Origin of the sequence: Hydrogenophaga pseudoflava NBRC 102511 (assembly GCF_001592285.1) — a bacterium.
Lineage (GTDB): Bacteria > Pseudomonadota > Gammaproteobacteria > Burkholderiales > Burkholderiaceae_C > Hydrogenophaga > Hydrogenophaga pseudoflava.
Genome location: NZ_BCWQ01000005.1, coordinates 1 through 17860, shown reverse-complemented (window position 1 = coordinate 17860; position 17860 = coordinate 1). Strand labels below are relative to the sequence as shown.

The 17860-nt window shown below is 67.3% G+C and carries 17 protein-coding genes; 13 read left to right on the top strand and 4 right to left on the bottom strand.

Annotation, left to right across the window (positions count from 1 at the left end):
• Window positions 1–8: 8 nt before the first annotated feature.
• Genes HPS01S_RS07685 through HPS01S_RS07675 form a run of 3 tightly spaced genes read right to left on the bottom strand, consistent with a single transcriptional unit; the run spans window position 9 to window position 3609 of the window.
• The gene (locus HPS01S_RS07685) at window positions 9–875 is read right to left on the bottom strand and encodes an energy transducer TonB (RefSeq protein WP_241559696.1); all 867 of its coding nucleotides are present in this window, start codon (window positions 873–875) and stop codon (window positions 9–11) included.
• 22 nt (window positions 876–897) lie between these two features.
• Window positions 898–2943, bottom strand: coding sequence for a ribonuclease catalytic domain-containing protein (locus HPS01S_RS07680; RefSeq protein WP_066153484.1), 2046 nt, complete (start codon window positions 2941–2943; stop codon window positions 898–900).
• Between the two features lie 39 nt (window positions 2944–2982).
• Entirely contained in the window at window positions 2983–3609 is a 627-nt protein-coding gene (locus tag HPS01S_RS07675) for a YqiA/YcfP family alpha/beta fold hydrolase (protein WP_066153481.1), read from the bottom strand.
• 23 nt (window positions 3610–3632) lie between these two features.
• On the opposite strand from HPS01S_RS07675, the gene rodA reads away from it, so the two are divergent.
• The 6 genes from rodA (at window position 3633) to HPS01S_RS07645 (ending at window position 10098) form a co-directional block, all read left to right on the top strand.
• Window positions 3633–4787 carry a rod shape-determining protein RodA gene (gene rodA, locus HPS01S_RS07670; RefSeq protein WP_066153477.1) on the top strand — a complete coding sequence of 385 codons (1155 nt, stop codon included), beginning with the start codon at window positions 3633–3635 and terminating at the stop codon, window positions 4785–4787.
• On the top strand, window positions 4787–5689 hold the full coding sequence (locus tag HPS01S_RS07665) for an NAD(P)-dependent oxidoreductase (RefSeq protein ID WP_066153475.1): 903 nt from the start codon (window positions 4787–4789) through the stop codon (window positions 5687–5689). Before rodA ends, HPS01S_RS07665 begins: the two co-directional genes overlap by 1 nt.
• A gap of 60 nt (window positions 5690–5749) precedes the next feature.
• Entirely contained in the window at window positions 5750–7210 is a 1461-nt protein-coding gene (tldD, locus tag HPS01S_RS07660) for a metalloprotease TldD (RefSeq protein WP_066153473.1), read from the top strand.
• 223 nt (window positions 7211–7433) lie between these two features.
• Window positions 7434–8561 (top strand): 3-deoxy-7-phosphoheptulonate synthase, encoded by a 1128-nt coding sequence (locus HPS01S_RS07655; protein ID WP_066153470.1) that lies wholly within the window; start codon window positions 7434–7436, stop codon window positions 8559–8561.
• A gap of 119 nt (window positions 8562–8680) precedes the next feature.
• Entirely contained in the window at window positions 8681–9712 is a 1032-nt protein-coding gene (locus HPS01S_RS07650; protein ID WP_157576141.1) for a hypothetical protein, read from the top strand.
• A gap of 65 nt (window positions 9713–9777) precedes the next feature.
• Entirely contained in the window at window positions 9778–10098 is a 321-nt protein-coding gene (locus HPS01S_RS07645; RefSeq protein ID WP_066153464.1) for a hypothetical protein, read from the top strand.
• On the opposite strand, the gene mpl is transcribed toward HPS01S_RS07645, so the two are convergent.
• A complete protein-coding gene (gene mpl / locus HPS01S_RS07640; protein ID WP_066153461.1) occupies window positions 10092–11486 on the bottom strand; it encodes a UDP-N-acetylmuramate:L-alanyl-gamma-D-glutamyl-meso-diaminopimelate ligase in 1395 nt (464 codons plus the stop codon). The two genes, HPS01S_RS07645 and mpl, sit on opposite strands and share 7 nt — an antisense overlap.
• 39 nt (window positions 11487–11525) lie before the next feature.
• Here mpl and HPS01S_RS07635 point away from each other — a divergent pair, with 39 nt between their 5' ends.
• The 7 genes from HPS01S_RS07635 to HPS01S_RS07605 all read left to right on the top strand — a co-directional run bounded on the left by HPS01S_RS07635 (window position 11526) and on the right by HPS01S_RS07605 (window position 17628).
• Window positions 11526–12155, top strand: coding sequence for a hypothetical protein (locus tag HPS01S_RS07635; protein WP_066153458.1), 630 nt, complete (start codon window positions 11526–11528; stop codon window positions 12153–12155).
• On the top strand, window positions 12152–12673 hold the full coding sequence (locus tag HPS01S_RS07630) for a TlpA disulfide reductase family protein (RefSeq protein WP_066153456.1): 522 nt from the start codon (window positions 12152–12154) through the stop codon (window positions 12671–12673). Before HPS01S_RS07635 ends, HPS01S_RS07630 begins: the two co-directional genes overlap by 4 nt.
• Before the next feature lie 248 nt (window positions 12674–12921).
• Window positions 12922–13380, top strand: coding sequence for an acetyl-CoA carboxylase biotin carboxyl carrier protein (gene accB, locus HPS01S_RS07625; protein WP_066153454.1), 459 nt, complete (start codon window positions 12922–12924; stop codon window positions 13378–13380).
• Window positions 13381–13395: 15 nt separating this feature from the next.
• Complete coding sequence (accC, locus tag HPS01S_RS07620) at window positions 13396–14745, top strand: acetyl-CoA carboxylase biotin carboxylase subunit (RefSeq protein ID WP_066153451.1); 1350 nt, start codon at window positions 13396–13398, stop codon at window positions 14743–14745.
• A gap of 16 nt (window positions 14746–14761) precedes the next feature.
• On the top strand, window positions 14762–15646 hold the full coding sequence (gene prmA, locus HPS01S_RS07615; protein ID WP_066154009.1) for a 50S ribosomal protein L11 methyltransferase: 885 nt from the start codon (window positions 14762–14764) through the stop codon (window positions 15644–15646).
• Window positions 15647–15690: 44 nt separating this feature from the next.
• Entirely contained in the window at window positions 15691–16728 is a 1038-nt protein-coding gene (locus HPS01S_RS22170; RefSeq protein ID WP_084397159.1) for a zinc-ribbon and DUF3426 domain-containing protein, read from the top strand.
• Between the two features lie 18 nt (window positions 16729–16746).
• Window positions 16747–17628, top strand: a complete 882-nt coding sequence (locus HPS01S_RS07605) for a carbohydrate kinase family protein (RefSeq protein WP_066153445.1) — start codon at window positions 16747–16749, stop codon at window positions 17626–17628.
• Window positions 17629–17860: the final 232 nt, after the last annotated feature.

The window sequence follows — 17860 nt, the reverse complement described above, 5'->3', positions numbered from 1 at the left end:
CTCCCGACCTACTGCGAACTCATCTGGGTCTGCAGGCCCGCATCCCGGGTGAACCGGAAGCGCGACACGACCACGATCTGGTCGGCGCGCCGGCGCATGGCCTCATTGAACTTGCCGAACTTCAGGCTGCGCACGATCGACTCGGCCCGCCGGTCCAGCGTCAGCGTGCCCGAGGTCTGGACCACCTCGGTGTCCAGCACCGCGCCGGTGTGGTTGACCGTGATGACCATGGTCAGCTCGCCATAGAGCTTGCGCCCGGCCACCTCGGGGAAGTTGGTCGTGCCGCGGTCCTCGATCCGGCGCCGCAGTTCGTCGTAGTAGATCGCGTAGACCTCTTCCCGCGTGGCAGGGCTGATGTAGCGCTTGCGCGGGCGAGCGTTCTCTTCGTTGATGCGCTTTTCGATCTCGGCCAGCAGCTTGGTCAGCAGCTGCCGGCGCTGTTCGCGTTCGACCGATTCCGGGCTGGGGTTGACGGCCTGCAGATCGGGCGGCGGCATGCTCGCCAGCTGTTGCCGGACCTGGGCCAGGATCTGGCTCTGGCGCTCCTTGAGCGCTTCGATCATCTGCTCGTCCTTCTCGGGGGTGTCGCCGATCCGGGCTTGCTGCATGGACGGCAGGGGCGAGGTGGCGCGGCCTTTTTCCACATCCCCACCACCGGCCAGGGAGGCCTGTGCGATGGCCTGCGCCTTGTCCGGCCGGTCGTTGCTCTTCGCGTTGACCAGGATCACTTCCAGCGGCGTGTCCTGGAACACGCGGTTGAAGCCTTCGGGGTCGACGAAGCGCACCGTGAGCAGGGCGGCATGCACCGCCACCGAGATGCCCAGGGCGATCTGGAGCGTGCTCAGCCGCCGCAGGAAGTTCAGAACCGGATTCACGGGCGCGATTATCCGTGCAGCGTCAGGAGGCCGCGGGGTCGGCGGCACCGGCCTCGGCTTCGTTGACGTCGATGGCCAGGGCCAGCGGCGCGGCCAGCTCTTCGTCCTCTGCCTCGGCCGATTCGTCCAGCGCTTCGACCGGCCCGTCCAGCCGCTCGACCACGGTGCCCGACACATCCAGCGCGATCTCATCGATGGCGCCCAGGCGCACGCGCACATGGGCGCCGCGAGGCAGTCCCTCGGCGCCCAGCACGGGCAACACCAGCGGCAGGGTGTCGGCGCGCACCAGGTTGTCCTTGATCAGCGTGGCCGTCAGCTCGGTGATGCCCACCTGCTGCAGGTGCTTGAGCGTCCAGAAGCGTTCCATGCCGTTCTGGAAACCGTTGTAGGCGGTGTAGGCCGCGTCGAAGCCGCTGATGATGGCGAACAGATTGGCGTCCTTGGGCTTGAACGGTGCGGCCAGCGCGGCCGTGGTGCCATGGCGGGCGCAGGCAATGATCTGCCACTGGTTGACCAAGTCCACGTAGCGGCGCAGGGGCGAGGTGCTCCAGGCGTAGGCCTTGACGCCGAGGCCGGCGTGCGGCGCGACCTTGGTGCCCATGCGCACCTTGACGCCGGGCGCCAGGCTGGCCTGGCTGCGGTAGATGCCGGGCACGCCGCAGGCGGCCAGCCACTGGCCCCAGTGGCTGTTGGCCAGGATCATGGCTTCGGCCACCATCAGGTCCAGAGGGGCGCCGCGCGAGCGGGTGCCGATCACCACGGTCTCGCTGCCGTCGGGCTCGTCGCCCGCCATGCCCTGCAGCTTGAAGGTGTAGTCGGGCCGGGTGAACGTCTCGGGCTTGCCACGCACCACCTCGCGCTGGGCCTTCAGGTGCCCGGCGAGGCGGAAGATGAAGGCCAGCTGCGGCTGCAGCGCGGCGATCTCGCCACCCGCCGCGTCGACCGGCGACTCGCCGTTCAGCCAGGATTCGGTGATCACGCTGTCGAGCTGGTCGTGGCGCAGGTTGTGCGCAATGGGCACGCGCTCCAGCGCGGTGCGGCTGTCCCTGATCTCCAGGGTCGCTTCGTCGAAGCTCACGTACAGCGACACCGCCGGACAGTCGCGCCCGGCCTCCAGCGTGTAGCGCTGCACCACCTCGTCGGGCAGCATGGTGATCTTGTGGCCCGGCATGTAGACCGTGGACAGGCGCTGGCGTGCCACGTGGTCGATGGCGTCGTCCGGTTTGATCGCCAGGCCCGGCGCCGCGATGTGGATGCCCAGCGTGACCGTGCCGCTGCCCAGCCCCTGCAGCGAGAGCGCATCGTCGATCTCGGTGGTGTGCGAGTCGTCGATGGAGAAGGCCTGCACCGCGGCCACCGGCAGCTCGTCGGTGATGGCCGGTGCCTGCAGGGCCGGGAAGCCCGTGCCCTTGGGGAACTGGTCGAACAGGAAGCGCTGCCAGTGGAACTGGTAGGCGCTGGTGATGGCGCCGGCCTTTTCCAGCAGGGCCAGCGGGTTGAGGTGGCTGCTGCGCGCGGCCTCGACCACGGCCTTGTATTCGGGCGCATTCTTGTCCGGCTTGAACAGGATCTTGTAGAGCTGCGCGCGCACCGGCTCGGGGCAGGTGCCGGCGACCAGCTCGGCCGCCCAGGCGTCGATCTGCGCCTGGATCTGCTTCTTCTTTTCGATGGCGGCGAGCGCCTGGGCCACGACCTCGGCCGGCGCCTTCTTGTAACGGCCCTTGCCGGCGCGGCGGAAGTAGTGCGGCGCGCCCTGCAGGCAGATCAGCGCCGCCACCTGCTGCTCGGTGGTGGCCGGGTCGCTGAAGTAGTCGGCGGCCAGGTCGGCGAAGCCGAACTCGTCCTCGGGCGCGAACTCGTAGGCCAGCTCCAGTTCCATGGTGGCGGCCAGGGCGGTGGCGGCAGGCATGAGCTGGGCGGGGGCGGGCTTCTCGAAACGCAGCAGGGTGTTGGCCAGCTTGACCTTCACGCGCTTGCCCGAATCGAGCTCCACCTGCAGGGAGCTCTCGGCTTCGGACATGAGGCGGCCGGTCATCAGCTTGCCGGCTTCGTCGAACAGGATGTGCATGGGCGCGATTGTCCCACGCAGGGCAGGGCGTTCCTCGTCTCAGGCTGCCAGCCCAAGAAACTGGAACAGCCGGTCGATGTGCCGGTCGAAGTCGGAAATGGCGTGGTCGCCTTCTGGCAGGCGGTGGATGCTGCCGCCTGCGCAGAAGGTCATCATTTCGCGCCAGTCCAGTACCTCGTCCTGCTCGGAGACGATTGCGAAGAGGCGGTCGGGAGTGATCGGTTGGGCTGGCGCCAGCCGGGAGATGTCGCCGGCCAGCGCCACCAGCTCGTCCACGAACTCGGCCCGGAAAAAAATGTGTTCGTCCGGGTTCTGCCAGACCGGGTGTTCGCCGATGTACTTCGCCAGATCGCGCTGCGGAAATGGCGCCGGGTTGAGCAAGGCCGCCACGCAGCCCCGTTGCAGCGACAGCCAGCGGGCGTAGAAGCCGCCCAGCGAAGAGCCGATGACGGCCATGCGGTCGGCCGGCCAGCCGTCTGTGAGCCGCCGCATCAGGTCCGCGGCTTCGCGCGGGGACGGCGGCAGCTGCGGGCAGCACCAGACCACGCCCGGGTGCTGCGAGCGCACCCGCTCGGCCACCAGCAGGGCCTTGGCCGATTGCGGCGAGGAGCGGAAACCGTGCAGATAGAGCAGGTGGCTGACCGGAGGGCGGGGAGGGGTGTGCATGCCGGAAGGATAATGGCTGCCTCATGGCCGCCGTACTCGACAAACCTTCGCTCTGGCAACGCATCCGACCCATCTTCCAGGGCTTTGACGGACCGCTGGCGCTGGCCATCCTGCTGCTGGCCGGCGCGGGCCTGATGACCATGTACTCGGTCGGCTTCGACCACGGCACGCGCTTCACCAGCCATGGCCGCAACATGCTGCTGGCCGCTGTGGTGCTGTTCACCGTCTCCCAGGTGCCGCCGCAGCGGCTGATGGCGCTGGCGGTGCCGATGTACGTGGTCGGCGTGATGCTGCTGCTGGGGGTGGAGCTGTTCGGCATCACCAAGAAAGGCGCCACGCGCTGGATCAATGTGGGCATCGTGATCCAGCCCAGCGAGCTGATGAAGGTGGCCATGCCGCTGATGCTGGCCTGGTGGTTCCAGCGCCGCGAGGGCATGCTCAAACCGCTGGACTTCGCCATGGCGGGGCTGCTGCTGGCGGTGCCGGCCTTCCTGATCCTCAAGCAGCCCGACCTGGGCACCACGCTGCTGGTGCTGGCCTCGGGCCTGGCGGTGATCTTCTTTGCCGGCCTGAGCTGGAAGCTGATCATCCCGCCCGTGCTGCTGGCGGCGGTCGGCATCGTCACGCTGATCATCATGGAGCCCCAGTGGTGCGCACCGGACGTCGACTGGAAGGTGCTGCACGAGTACCAGCGCCAGCGCGTCTGCACCCTGCTAGACCCGTTCAAGGACCCACTGGGCAAGGGCTTCCACATCATCCAGGGCATGATCGCCATCGGCTCTGGCGGCGTGTGGGGCAAGGGCTTCATGCAGGGCACGCAGACCCACCTGGAGTTCATTCCCGAGCGCACCACCGACTTCATCTACGCCGCGTTTTCCGAAGAGTTCGGCCTCGTGGGCACCCTGGGCCTGATGGCGGGGTTCATCTTCCTGATCGTGCGCGGCCTGACCGTCGCGATGGAGGCGCCGACCCTGTTCGCGCGCCTGCTGGCCGGCGCCATGACGCTCAACATCTTCGTCTACGCCTTCGTCAACATGGGCATGGTCAGCGGCATCCTGCCGGTGGTGGGGGTGCCGCTGCCCTTCATCAGCTACGGCGGCACGGCCATGGTCACGATGGGCGTGGGGCTGGGCATCCTGATGTCGATTGCCAAGTCCAAACGACTCATGCAATCGTGATGACCCCGTCCTTTCCCGTCGTGGTCGTCGGCGCCGGCAACATGGGCGGCGCCATGGTGGAGCGCATGTGCGAGGCCGGCACGGCCGTGGTGGTCTGCGATATCGATTCCGCGCGGCAGCAGCAGGCCCTTGTGGCCGGCGCCGAACTGGCCGACACGCCGTCGCTGGCGGCTTCTGTGCTGGAAGACGGCGGCGTCCTGATCGTTTGTGTCGTGGATGCGCAGCAGTCGCACGATGTGCTGTTTGGCACCGACGGCGCGGCCTCTCGCATGCGCGCCGGCCAGACAGTGATGCTCTGCCCCACCATCGCGCCGCAGGACACCGAGGCCCTGGCCGCCCGCCTGGCGGAGCATGGCATCGGCTGCATCGATGCTCCCATGTCGGGCGGCCCGGCGCGGGCGCGCGACGGCAGCATGAGCCTGATGCTGGCCGCACCGGAACCCTTGCTGCAGCGCCACGAAGCGCTTCTGGCCCGGTTGTCCTCGCGCCGCTTCGTCATCAGCGGGCGCGTGGGCGACGGCGCCCGCACCAAGCTGGTCAACAACCTGCTGGCGGGCATCAACCTCGTCGGCGCGGCCGAGGTACTGGCGCTGGCCGACCGCATGGGGCTGGACCTGGGCACCACGCTGGACGTGATCGAGCAGTCCAGCGGCCAGAGCTGGATCGGCTCGGACCGCATGCGCCGTGCGATCGCCGGCGATTTCGAACCCCGCGCGCACGTGACCCTGCTGGAAAAGGACACGCGGCTGGCGGTCGAGGCCGCCCGGCAGGCCGGCTTCGACGGCCCGCTCGGCGCGCGGGCGGCGGCCGTGTTCGCCCAGGCCCGCGCCGCCGGACTGGCCGACCGCGACGACGGCACCCTGCTGCCGCTGCTGCGCGGGCAGGCCGGGCAATCCCACTGATCCGCCCGGGGTCACGACCGGCGGCAGGCGCTCTGGCGCCCGGCTTCCTACAATCGACCCATGATTGCCCGCGAACCCACCCTGGCCCGACTGGCCACCGCCGAAAGCCTGTTGCTCACCCCCTACGGCCTGAGCATGTCCCACCTGCAGCGTGCGCTGGGCGAGATGACCTCGCACGGCGTCGACGACGCCGACCTCTACTTCCAGACCACGCGCAGCGAGGGCTGGAGCCTGGAGGAGGGCATCGTCAAGACCGGCAGCTTCAGCATCGACCAAGGGGTCGGCGTGCGCGCCGTCAGCGGCGAGAAGACCGCTTTCGCCTATTCCGACGACCTGTCCTGGGACTCGCTGCTGGACGCGGCGCACACGGTCCGCTCGATTTCCGGCCAGGGTCAGAGCCGCAAGGTCCGTGTGCCAGCCGCCAAGACTTCGAAGTCGCGTTCGCTTTATCCAGGGCTCGACCCGATCGGCACGCTCGACAGCGCGGCCAAGATCGCCCTGCTGGAAAAGGTGGAGAAGCTGGCCAAGGCGCGTGACCCGCGCGTGGTGCAGGTGATGGCCGGGCTGGCCGCCGAGCACGACGTGGTGCTGATCGCGCGCGCCGACGGCACGGTGGCGGCCGATGTGCGTCCGCTGGTGCGGCTGTCGGTGACGGTGATCGCGGAACAGAAGGGGCGCCGCGAGATGGGCAGCTCGGGCGGCGGTGGCCGCTTCGGTCTGGCCTACTTCGACGACGCTGTGGTGAGCGGCTACGTGGACGAGGCGGTGCAGTCGGCGCTGACCAACCTGGATGCCCGCCCGGCGCCGGCCGGCGAGATGACGGTGGTGCTCGGCCCGGGCTGGCCCGGTGTGCTGCTGCACGAGGCCGTGGGTCACGGGTTGGAGGGCGACTTCAACCGCAAGGGCTCCAGCGCGTTCAGCGGCCGCATCGGCCAGCGCGTGGCAGCCAAGGGCGTGACGGTGCTGGACGACGGCACCATTGCCGACCGCCGCGGCTCGCTCAACGTCGACGATGAGGGCCACACCACACAGAAGAACGTGCTGATTGAGGACGGCATCCTCAAGGGTTACATCCAGGATGCGATGAACGCGCGCCTGATGGGCGTCAAGCCCACCGGCAACGGCCGCCGCGAAAGCTACGCCCATGTGCCCATGCCGCGCATGACCAACACCTACATGCTGGGTGGCGACAAGAGCCCGGACGAGATCGTGGCGTCGATCAAGAAGGGCCTGTACGCCACCAACTTCGGGGGCGGCCAGGTGGACATCACCAGCGGCAAGTTCGTCTTTTCCGCCAGCCAGGCGTACTGGGTCGAGAACGGAAAGATCCAGTACCCGGTCAAGGGGGCGACCCTGGTCGGCAGTGGCCCCGAGTCGCTCAAGAAGATCAGCATGATTGGCAACGACATGCGTCTGGACAGTGGCGTCGGCACCTGCGGCAAGGAAGGCCAGAGCGTGCCGGTGGGGGTTGGCCAACCCACGCTGCGCATCGATGGTCTGACCGTCGGCGGGACCGCCTGACCCGGTTTGTAAGACGCTTGTCAAAACCGCTGTGATACAGTCGTCAGCCATGCAAACCCGCGCCGCCATCTTTTTTGGCTTTTACTTTTGGTTCTCTGTCCCCGGCGGACGAGAGGCAAGGGTGTAAGCGCGCCAAGAAACCCAGAACCTCCGAAACCGCCGGGCCTCCAGCCCGGCGGTTTTTTTTCACCTGTTCACTTTCCAACCCTGCGAGGAGCTTTCGATGAACGCCAAGAACACGACCACCAGCGATGCCTGGTATGCGCGGCCTGCCGACAAGACCAGCCAGACCGACGACCAGCGCATCAAGGACATCACCGTGCTCCCGCCGCCCGAACACCTCATCCGCTTCTTCCCCATCGCCGGCACGCCGGTTGAAACCCTCATCAAGCAGACCCGCAGCCGCATCCACGACATCCTGCACGGCAAGGACGACCGCCTGCTGGTCATCATCGGTCCCTGCTCGATCCACGACCCGGCCGCCGCGCTCGACTACGCCCGCCGCCTCAAGCCGCTGCGCGAGAAGTACGCCGACACGCTGGAAATAGTGATGCGCGTCTACTTCGAGAAGCCGCGCACGACGGTGGGCTGGAAGGGGCTGATCAACGATCCCTACCTCGACGAGAGCTACCGCATCGACGAAGGCCTGCGCATCGCGCGCCAACTGCTCATCGAGATCAACCGCCAGGGCCTACCGGCCGGCAGCGAGTTCCTGGACGTGATCAGCCCGCAGTACATCGGTGACCTGATCGCCTGGGGTGCCATCGGTGCGCGCACCACCGAAAGCCAGGTGCACCGCGAGCTGGCCTCGGGCCTGTCGGCACCGATCGGCTTCAAGAACGGCACCGACGGCAACATCAAGATCGCGACAGATGCCATCCAGGCCGCGGCGCGCGGCCACCACTTCCTTTCGGTGCACAAGAACGGCCAGGTCGCCATCGTGCAGACCAACGGCAACAAGGACTGCCACGTCATTCTGCGCGGAGGCAAGACGCCGAACTACGACGCCGCCAGTGTCGCTGCAGCGGTCAAGGAGCTGGAGGCCGCCAAGCTGACGCCGCGCCTGATGGTCGACTGCAGCCATGCCAACAGCAGCAAGCAGCACGAGAAGCAACTGGAGGTGGCGCGCGACATCGGTCAGCAGATGGCCGCTGGCAGCAAGAGCGTGTTCGGCGTCATGATCGAAAGCCACATCGAGGCCGGTGCCCAGAAGTTCACACCGGGCAAGGACGACGTGAACAAACTGGCCTACGGCCAGAGCATCACCGACGCCTGCCTCGGCTGGGGCGACTCGGTGCAGGCACTGGAAATCCTCTCCCAGGCGGTGGTCCGCCGGCGGACCGTGCGCTGACCGGCCGTTCGTCGCGTAGCTCGCAGATCCTTGTCGCGAACGGGTGCGCCCACCCCTGGGGACAATGGTCTAATGCGAGCAGTTGGTGATGCGCATCGTGGGTGCCGCAGGGGGTGTGTTTGGAGCAGCCGGTTCTGGGTCTGGGATTGTTGGGTTTTTCCGACGCAGCGGGACTGCGCCTGCAGGCTTGGGCGGCCCAGACGCCTGCCGGCTGGCCCGAATGGCGCACCTGCGATCCGCATCTGGCCGACGCCTGGATGATCGCTGGCGATGCCGTCAATGTGCTTGGTCGCGATGAACTGGTGATCCGTCATCCCCACGGCAGCGGTGAGCGCCTGACCCTCAACCGTGCCGAAGTCGACCGACCGCTGGCGTTCGCCATTCCCTTGCCCGAGGGTTTTGCGTCGGCAGAGTTCTTCGAGGCCGACAGTGAAGGCAGCGTGCGCCAGCGCCTGCAGCGTTTCGAGGCCTGGCTGCGTCCCCTGCGCACGCAGTTCGCCCTAGGCGCACGCATATACGACCACATGGACCAGATGCGTTCCGGTGGTGTGGTCCACCTCTCGGCGGGTGACCGGCTGCTGGCGGTCATCGACATTCAACGCTGGCAGGCGTCCCTGCTGATTCCGGCCCGGCCGATCGATCTGGCGATGGCCGAATGGACCTTCGGCGCCAAGCTGTCGCTGGAGGTGCCACCATCGTTCATCCGCCTTCCGCTGCACCGCGTGATGTGGAACTACGCGGTGCGAACCCGGCGCGATGTGTTGCCCCACCGGTACCGCGAGCAGAGTCTGTACCTGCGCCGGGTGCCGCGCCTGCCGGCGCACTGGTTCGGCGAGTTTCACCTGGTGCTGATGCGCGAACTGATGGACCGGCCGGCCACGTTCGCCCAGCTGCGCGAGCGAACCTCGTCGTCGGATCTGGACCTGGCGCGCCATCTGGCAGCGCTGTACCACGGCGGTGCGCTGACGACCGATGTGGACAGCGCCCGCCGGGCCGAAAGAGACAACAGGCGCTCAATGGTGGCACTGCGGTTTGACCATCTCGACGCTGACCTTTCCTCGCGTCAGCACAATCCAGAGTCGGTGGTGCCGTCCAGCCTCTTGCGGCAGGCGGTTCATTCGCCACTGCGTGTGTCGACGGGCGCACAATAACAATGTAAGAGGGGGGTCCGGTTTGCGGACCGCCGTGTTCATCCCTAGCCGTCAGGAGTATTCCCATGCGCAGCCAAGTCACCGTGACCTGGGGCGAACCCGCCACCTACCGCTTCGACCTTGAAGAGGTGCAACCCATGCCGCACGACCAGGCGCGCGCCTGGCTGGACCAGCAGTTCACGGCGTTCGACTGCGAGCCCATCCGCCTGACCGGCAAGGTGCTGACAGCCGACAAGGTGCTCGGCGTGGCGCAGGCGGCTGGCCAGGACCGCTTCCGCGATGCGGCGCACCGGGACTGGGCGATGGAGTTTGCGCGCGCCAGCAGCGCTGCCCTGGCCAAGCCGACCGTGACGGTCGACCTGGCCACGATGTCGGTCGGTTACTGATTCGTCGAACCCAGGGCGGTGAGCAGGCGGGTGTGGACACCACCGAAGCCGCCGTTGCTCATGCAGACGATGTGGTCTCCGGCCCTGGTGGCCGAGACCACCTGCCGCACCAGTTCGTCGACGGTCTCGGCGACCGAGGCGCGTATGCCCATTGGCGCCAGTGCCTCGCGCGCATCCCAGTCCAGCCCGCCCGAGTGGCAGAACGCGAGGTCGGCCTGCTCCAGGCTCCAGGGCAGTTGCGACTTCATCGTGCCCAGCTTCATGGTGTTGCTGCGCGGCTCGAACACCGCCAGGATGCGCCCGCCCGACGGGCCGAGATGCCGGCGCAGTCCGTCCAGCGTGGTGCGGATGGCGGTGGGGTGGTGGGCGAAGTCGTCGTAGACGGTGATGGCGCCGCCTTCACGGGCCACCGCGCCGCGGACCTCCATGCGCCGGCGCACGTTCTGGAAGTGGCCCAAGGCCTTCGCCGCATCGGCGGGCGACACCCCCACGTGCTGGGCCGCGGCAATGGCTGCGAGCGCGTTCAGCTGGTTATGTTCGCCAGTGAGTGCCCACTCTACGCGAGCCACTGTCTGGCCTCGTTCAAGCACGTCGAACGCGTGGGGTTCGCCTGCCGCACTGAAGTCGCTGACGGCGGCGCCGAAGCTGCGCACCTCGCTCCAGTGCCCCATGTGGAGCACCCGGTCCAGGCTTTCTTCAAGGCCGTTGACCACCAGCCGACCGCTGCCGGGCACCGTGCGCACCAGGTGGTGGAACTGCCGCTCGATCGCGGCCAGGTTGTCGAAGATGTCGGCGTGGTCGAACTCGAGGTTGTTGAGCACGGCGGTGCGCGGGCGGTAGTGGACGAATTTGCTGCGTTTGTCGAAGAAGGCGGTGTCGTATTCGTCTGCCTCAATCACGAAGGTCTTGCCTGCGCCCAGGCGTGCGGACACGCCAAAGTTCATCGGCACGCCTCCCACCAGGAAACCGGGTTGCAGGCCGCTGGCTTCCAGCACCCAGGCCAGCATCGAGGTGGTGGTGGTCTTGCCGTGGGTGCCGGCGACCGCCAGCACATGGCGCCCTTGCAGCACGTGCTCTGCCAGCCACTGGGGGCCGCTGGTGTAGGGGGCTCCCGCTTCCAGGATGGCTTCCATCAGTGGGAATTTCGGGCTGCCGTCGGCCAGTCGGGCGCGGCTGACCACGTTGCCGACCACGTACATGTCCGGGGCCAGGTCCATCTGGTCGGCAGAGAACCCCTCGATCAGGTCGATGCCCAGCGCGCGCAGCTGGTCGCTCATCGGAGGATAGACCCCGGCGTCGCAGCCGGTGACGCGGTGGCCGGCTTCGCGTGCGAGTGCGGCCAGGCCGCCCATGAATGTGCCGCAAATGCCCAGGATATGAATGTGCATCCAGCGATTCTAGGGGGCACCCATGCACAATCCCCGTCCATGGACAGCTTCCGCACCGACACGTCCGCCGAGATCGCCTCGGTGGCAGCGCGCCTGGTGGTCGACGAGGGCCTGGAATACGCGGCAGCCAAGCGGCGTGCGGCCAGGCAGCTCGGCCTTCCACCCTCGCGCACCCCCTGGCCCGACAACCAAGCCGTGGAGGAAGCGGTGCGCGAACACATCGCGATCTTCTGCTCCGACACACAGCCTGTGGAACTGCGGGCGCTGCGGGAGCTGGCACTGGCGTGGATGGAGCGGCTGGCCGCGTTCAGACCCCATCTGTGCGGTGCGGTCTGGCACGGGACCGCCACCCGCCACAGCGACATCTATGTGCAGCTGTACTGCGACGATCAGAAATCTGCCGAGTGGGCGCTGCTGGACCAGCGGGTCGAGTACCACCCGGGGACGGCGGCCAGCGATGCGCAAGGGGATCCGGTCGAGGCCCTCACGCTGAGGCTGCGCTGCGAGGCACTGGGGCAGTGGGTGCTCCTGCACCTGCTGGTGCTGGACCACGACGCCTTGCGCGGCGCGCTCAGGCCGGACGCGCAGGGGCGGCGCCCCAGGGGCGATGCACAGGAGGTGCGCGCCTTGCTGGCCGCCGACGCCGGTTCCCAGAGGGCGCCAGCATGAACCGGCGGACCTTGTTGATGGGGGGGGTGGGCGCGGCGGCTGCGGCGGCCGGTGCGGGCGTGGCCTGGTGGCGGCTGCGCCCGGGGCCGGTGCTCGGTGAGGCAGAAAGCCAGTTCTGGGCGAGCGCGTTTCCTGATGTGTTGGGCGCTCCGGTGTCCATGGCGGGCTTCAGGGGGCGCCCCTTGCTCGTGAATTTCTGGGCCACCTGGTGCCCGCCCTGTGTGGAGGAGCTGCCGCTCATCAACACCTTCTACCGGGAGCACTCGGACCGCGGCTGGCAGGTGCTGGGGCTGGCGGTGGATCAGGCCGCTCCGGTGTCGCGGTTTCTGGCGCGGTTGCCGCTGGACTTTCCCGTGGCGCTGGCTGGCTTCGCCGGTTCCGACATGGCCCGAAGCCTGGGCAACCCCAGCGGAGCCTTGCCTTTCAGCGTGGTGTTTGACGTGGACGGGGCTGTGCTGCACCGCAAGCTGGGCAAGGTCAGTGCCGAAGAGCTGGCACAGTGGGCCCTTCTGGTCTGAGTCCGCCACCGGACGGGCGGTGCCCGTCAAACGTTGCGAACAGAATTAAAAAGCGGTTAAAGTCCCGCCAACTTTGACCAGTTTGCGGGCCTGCCGCGGCCCGCCACCCGCTTCTTCGGGTGTGACGAGCGGCACTTCCGGTGTGGTCCGCCTCGTGTACACTGCGCACCCCGGCAAGACGGCAGTGCTTCGTTTGATCGAAAATAAGCGAAGTTTGACCAACTTGACTGCAATTCGTTGGAGAAATCATGGATCTTAGAAAACTGAAGACACTGATCGACCTGGTGTCCGAGTCGAACGTGTCCGAGCTGGAAATTACCGAAGCCGAAGGCAAGGTCAGGATCGTCAAGAGTGCTCCAGCGGCCGCAGTGGCCCAGGTTGTCGCCGCAGCGCCTGTGGCGGCGGTCGCAGCCCCCGTAGTGCAGGCCGTGGCCGATGCCGCGTCTGCAACTGCCGCTGCGCCGGCTCCGGCCGGGCACACGGTCAAATCGCCCATGGTGGGCACCTTCTACCGAGCGTCCAGCCCGGGTGCCAAGCCGTTTGCCGAGATCGGGCAGGCCATCAAGGAAGGCGAGACCATCTGCATCGTCGAGGCCATGAAGATCCTCAACGAGATCGAGGCCGACAAGAGCGGCACCATCACGCAGATCCTGGTCGAGAACGGCCAGGCGGTGGAATACGGCCAGCCGCTGTTCATCATCGAGTAAGGGGATCCTCGCCCCATGTTCAAGAAAATCCTCATCGCCAACCGCGGCGAAATCGCCCTGCGTGTGCAGCGTGCCTGCCGCGAGATGGGCATCAAGGCCGTGATGGTGTATTCCGAGGCCGATCGAGACGCCAAGTACGTCCGGCTGGCCGACGAGGCGGTCTGCATCGGCCCGGCGCCATCGGGTCAGAGCTACCTCAGCATGCCGGCCATCATCTCGGCCGCCGAGGTCACGGACGCAGAAGCGATCCACCCCGGCTACGGCTTCCTGTCGGAGAACGCCGATTTCGCCGAGCGCGTTGAGCGCAGCGGCTTCACCTTCATCGGCCCGACCCCCGAGTCCATCCGCATCATGGGCGACAAGGTCTCGGCCAAGCAGGCCATGATCCGCGCTGGCGTACCCTGCGTGCCGGGGTCCGAAGGCGCGCTGCCTGACGACCCGGCCGTGATCAAGAAGACCGCCAAGGCGGTGGGCTACCCGGTGATCATCAAGGCCGCGGGCGGCGGTGGTGGTCGCGGCATGCGCGTGGTGCACACCGAGGCGGCGCTGCTGCACGCAGTGCAGACCACCAAGGCGGAAGCCGCGGCGGCCTTCGGCAACCCCGAGGTGTACATGGAGAAGTTCCTCCAGAACCCCCGGCATATCGAGATCCAGGTGCTGGCCGACACGCACCGCAACGCGGTCTATCTGGGCGAGCGCGACTGCTCTATGCAGCGCCGCCACCAGAAAGTGATTGAGGAAGCGCCGGCGCCGGGTATTCCACGCCGCCTGATCGAAAAGATCGGCGACCGCTGCGCGGCGGCCTGCAAGAAGATCGGCTACCGCGGTGCGGGCACCTTCGAGTTCCTGTACGAAAACGGAGAGTTTTATTTCATTGAGATGAACACCCGTGTGCAGGTGGAGCACCCGGTGACCGAGTGGATTTCGGGTGTGGACATCGTGCGCACCCAGATCGCGGTCGCAGCCGGCGAGAAGCTGCCGTTCACGCAGCGCCAGATCCAGCTCAAAGGCCACGCCATCGAGTGCCGCGTCAACGCGGAAGACCCCTACAAGTTCACCCCGTCGCCCGGGCGCATCACCACCTGGCACATGCCTGGCGGGCCGGGTGTGCGCGTGGACTCGCATGCGTACACCAACTACTTCGTGCCGCCCAACTACGACTCGATGATCGGCAAGATCATCGTGCACGGCGATACGCGCGAACAGGCGCTGGCGCGCATGCGCACCGCCTTGTCCGAGTGTGTGGTCGAAGGCATCAAGACCAACATCCCGCTGCACCGCGAGCTGATGGTCGACGCCAGCTTCGTGGCCGGCGGCACCAACATCCACTACCTCGAAGAGTGGCTGTCGCAGCGTGAGCGCTGACGTGTCCGGTGGCTCGCTGTACGAACTGGTGCTGCTGGTGCCCGAGGCCGGTGTCGAGCCGGTCGGTGATGCCTTGGTGGCGCTGGACGCGCTGAGCGTCTCGGTCGAGGACGCCGATGCGCTGACCCCGGCCGAGCAGGCGCTGTTCGGTGAACCCGGCATGCCGCCACCCAAAGAAGGCTGGAACCGCTCGCGCGTGGTGGCGCTGTTTCCGGACGAGGCGGCGGCGCGCGAGGCGGCGGAGTTGCTGCTGCCGCAAGACTTCTTCGAGGGCTCGCAGGTGATGGGCGTGCGCGCCGTGGTGGACCAGGACTGGGTGCGCCTGACCCAATCGCAGTTCGATCCGGTCGAGATCACCCCGACCTTCTGGATCGTGCCGACCTGGCACGAGCCGCCTGCCGCTGCGAAGGAAGTGATCCGCCTGGACCCTGGCCTGGCCTTTGGCACGGGCACCCACCCGACCACCCGCATGTGCCTGCGCTGGATCGCTGCCCATGCACCGCAGGGACAGCGCGTGCTCGACTACGGTTGCGGATCGGGCATCCTGGCCATCGGCGCGGCCAAGTTTGGCGCCGAACCCATCGTGGCGGTCGACATCGACCCGGCCGCCGTCGAGTCCACGAGGCTCAACGCCGATGCCAACGGCGTGGTACTGCGCACCGGCTTGCCCGATGCGGTCGACGGGCACTTCGATGTCGTGCTGGCCAACATCCTGGCCACGCCGCTCAAGGTGCTCGCGCCTCTGCTGTGCGAGCGTGTGAAGACGGGTGGCCATCTGGTGCTGGCCGGCATTCTGGCCCGGCAGGAAGACGAACTGCGGGAAGCCTATGCGCCCTGGGTGCAGCTGCGCGTGAGCGACGAGGAAGACGGCTGGATTCTCATGACCGCCCGCAAGGCGTGAAGCGTCTCTGCCGCCGGGCGTGCTGCGGCCGCCTGCAATAATTGATGAGTTTCACCACCCGCTGTCCGGCTTGCGGAACGACCTTCCGGATCGTTCCCGACCAGCTCAAGATATCCGACGGCTGGGTGCGTTGCGGGCATTGTTCCGATGTGTTCGATGCCACGCTGTTCCTGGAGGGAGACCCGGTGGCTGTATCCGCACCGGTGCAAGCCCCTTCCGTCGTCGCCGCCTCGCCGCCTCCAGTCCCTGTGGCGCACGATGACGCGGATGAGGAATGGCTGCTGCACTCGAAGCCATCGACCGACGAGCTGCCGTCAGGGCCGGGCCCGGCAAATGCCGACGACGGGTTTTCCGACGAGTTGCGCCGGTTCGCAGCGCAGGCCAAAGACGATGTCCAGGCTTCGGAAGTCTCCGTCGCACCCCCGGCTCCTGAGCCAACGTCTACCGAAGAGGCGGCGGCGACGGACGTGAGTCCGCCTCCTGCGCGCCCTCCGGTGGCGGCAACACAGCCACCGCCGGTGGCGGCGGAACCGGTGCGGGATGACGATGTGCCCGTGCTGACAGAACCCAGCTTCGTTCGGCAGGCCCGGCGGAAGGCTTTCTGGCAGTCCCCGGGGGTGCGCGTGTCCCTGGTGGCGGTGTGCTTCGTGCTGCTGGCCGGGCTGATGGCTCAGTGGGCCGTGCACGACCGGGACCGGCTGGCGGCCCGGTATCCGTTCAGCGCGCCCCTGCTGGCGATGCTGTGCCGGCCTCTGGACTGCAGCATCGGTCCGGCCCGCGAGATCGAGGCGGTGCTCATCGACAGCTCCAACCTGGTGCGTCGCCTGGGCAACTTCTATTCATTCGACCTGGTGCTCAAGAACAGTGCCGCGCTGCCGCTGGCGGTGCCCGCGCTCGAACTGAGCCTGACCGATACCCGGGACAACGTGATCGTCCGGCGGGTGTTTCTTCCGGCCGAGCTGCCGGGAGCACCAGAGGTGTTGCCGGCGCAAGGCGCCGTGTCCATGAGCCTGCGGCTGTCCATCGCCGACAGCGGTGTGTCTTCCATGACGGGCTACCGTGCCCTGGTGTTCTATCCCTGATCCCTTTTTCTTTTCATCATGTCCATCCTCATCTGCGGCTCCCTGGCGTTCGACACCATCATGACTTTCGAAGGTCGTTTCGCCGAACAGATCCTGCCCAGCCAGTTGCACATCCTCAATGTGTCCTTCCTGGTGCCCGGCATGCGCCGGGAGTTTGGTGGCTGTGCCGGCAACATTGCGTATGGGCTGCGGCAACTGGGGTCTGATGCGGTGCCGCTGGCCATGGTCGGCAACGATGCGCAGGACTACCTGTCGCGGCTGCAGGGCCTGGGTGTGGACACGCGCTTCATCGGCACGACGGCGGACAACTACACCGCGCAGGCGATGATCATGACCGACCGCGACAACAACCAGATCACGGCGTTCCACCCCGGCGCCATGTCGCAGGCCCATGAAAACCGTGTGCCCGTCGACGCCGGCATCCGCCTGGCGATCGTGGCACCGGATGGCAGGGACGCCATGCTGGAGCATGCGCAACAGCTGCACGACGCGGGCATTCCCTTTGTGTTCGACCCCGGTCAGGGCCTGCCGATGTTCAACGGCGACGAACTGCGCCACTTCGTGTCGATGGCCAGCTGGGTGGCGGTCAACGACTACGAAGGCAAGATGCTCAGCGATCGCACGGGCTTGAGCCTGTCGGAGATCGCTGGCCAGGTTCAGGGGCTGGTCGTGACGCTGGCCGAGCACGGCTGTGATGTGTATGCAGAGGGGCGCCAGACCCGGGTGGCTGGTGTGTCTGCGAGTGCGGTGGTGGACCCGACCGGTTGCGGTGATGCGTTCCGTGCCGCGCTGCTGCACGGGCTGTCGCAAGGTTGGTCTCTGGAGCGTTGTGCGGAACTGGGCAACCGCCTGGGGGCCACCAAGATCGCCAGCAGGGGTGGCCAGAACTACACGCTCTGACTGGGCGCGGCAATGAAAAAGCCCGGCGTTTTCACGCCGGGCTTGTCAATCATCCCGGAGGATGAATCAGGGCTTGCTGGACGTGGGGAACGGCCAGGCAGCCTGAGGGTTCAGCTTGGTTTGCGCTGCAGGGGCCGCAGGGGCTGCCGGCTTCTTGGCCGGCTCAGCTTTTTTTGCGGGGGCTGCCTTTTTGACGGCAGCCTTCTTGGGGGCAGCGGCTTTCTTGGCCGGA

What these genes read in the sequence shown, in the direction of transcription:
- HPS01S_RS07680 (WP_066153484.1), bottom strand. Translation starts at nt 2,943, where the DNA reads ATGCACATCCTGTTCGACGAAGCCGGCAAGCTGATGACCGGCCGCCTC.
- HPS01S_RS07675 (WP_066153481.1), bottom strand. Translation starts at nt 3,609, where the DNA reads ATGCACACCCCTCCCCGCCCTCCGGTCAGCCACCTGCTCTATCTGCAC.
- rodA (WP_066153477.1), top strand. Translation starts at nt 3,633, where the DNA reads ATGGCCGCCGTACTCGACAAACCTTCGCTCTGGCAACGCATCCGACCC.
- HPS01S_RS07665 (WP_066153475.1), top strand. Translation starts at nt 4,787, where the DNA reads ATGACCCCGTCCTTTCCCGTCGTGGTCGTCGGCGCCGGCAACATGGGC.
- tldD (WP_066153473.1), top strand. Translation starts at nt 5,750, where the DNA reads ATGATTGCCCGCGAACCCACCCTGGCCCGACTGGCCACCGCCGAAAGC.
- HPS01S_RS07655 (WP_066153470.1), top strand. Translation starts at nt 7,434, where the DNA reads ATGAACGCCAAGAACACGACCACCAGCGATGCCTGGTATGCGCGGCCT.
- HPS01S_RS07645 (WP_066153464.1), top strand. Translation starts at nt 9,778, where the DNA reads ATGCGCAGCCAAGTCACCGTGACCTGGGGCGAACCCGCCACCTACCGC.
- mpl (WP_066153461.1), bottom strand. Translation starts at nt 11,486, where the DNA reads ATGCACATTCATATCCTGGGCATTTGCGGCACATTCATGGGCGGCCTG.
- HPS01S_RS07635 (WP_066153458.1), top strand. Translation starts at nt 11,526, where the DNA reads ATGGACAGCTTCCGCACCGACACGTCCGCCGAGATCGCCTCGGTGGCA.
- HPS01S_RS07630 (WP_066153456.1), top strand. Translation starts at nt 12,152, where the DNA reads ATGAACCGGCGGACCTTGTTGATGGGGGGGGTGGGCGCGGCGGCTGCG.
- accB (WP_066153454.1), top strand. Translation starts at nt 12,922, where the DNA reads ATGGATCTTAGAAAACTGAAGACACTGATCGACCTGGTGTCCGAGTCG.
- accC (WP_066153451.1), top strand. Translation starts at nt 13,396, where the DNA reads ATGTTCAAGAAAATCCTCATCGCCAACCGCGGCGAAATCGCCCTGCGT.
- HPS01S_RS22170 (WP_084397159.1), top strand. Translation starts at nt 15,691, where the DNA reads ATGAGTTTCACCACCCGCTGTCCGGCTTGCGGAACGACCTTCCGGATC.
- HPS01S_RS07605 (WP_066153445.1), top strand. Translation starts at nt 16,747, where the DNA reads ATGTCCATCCTCATCTGCGGCTCCCTGGCGTTCGACACCATCATGACT.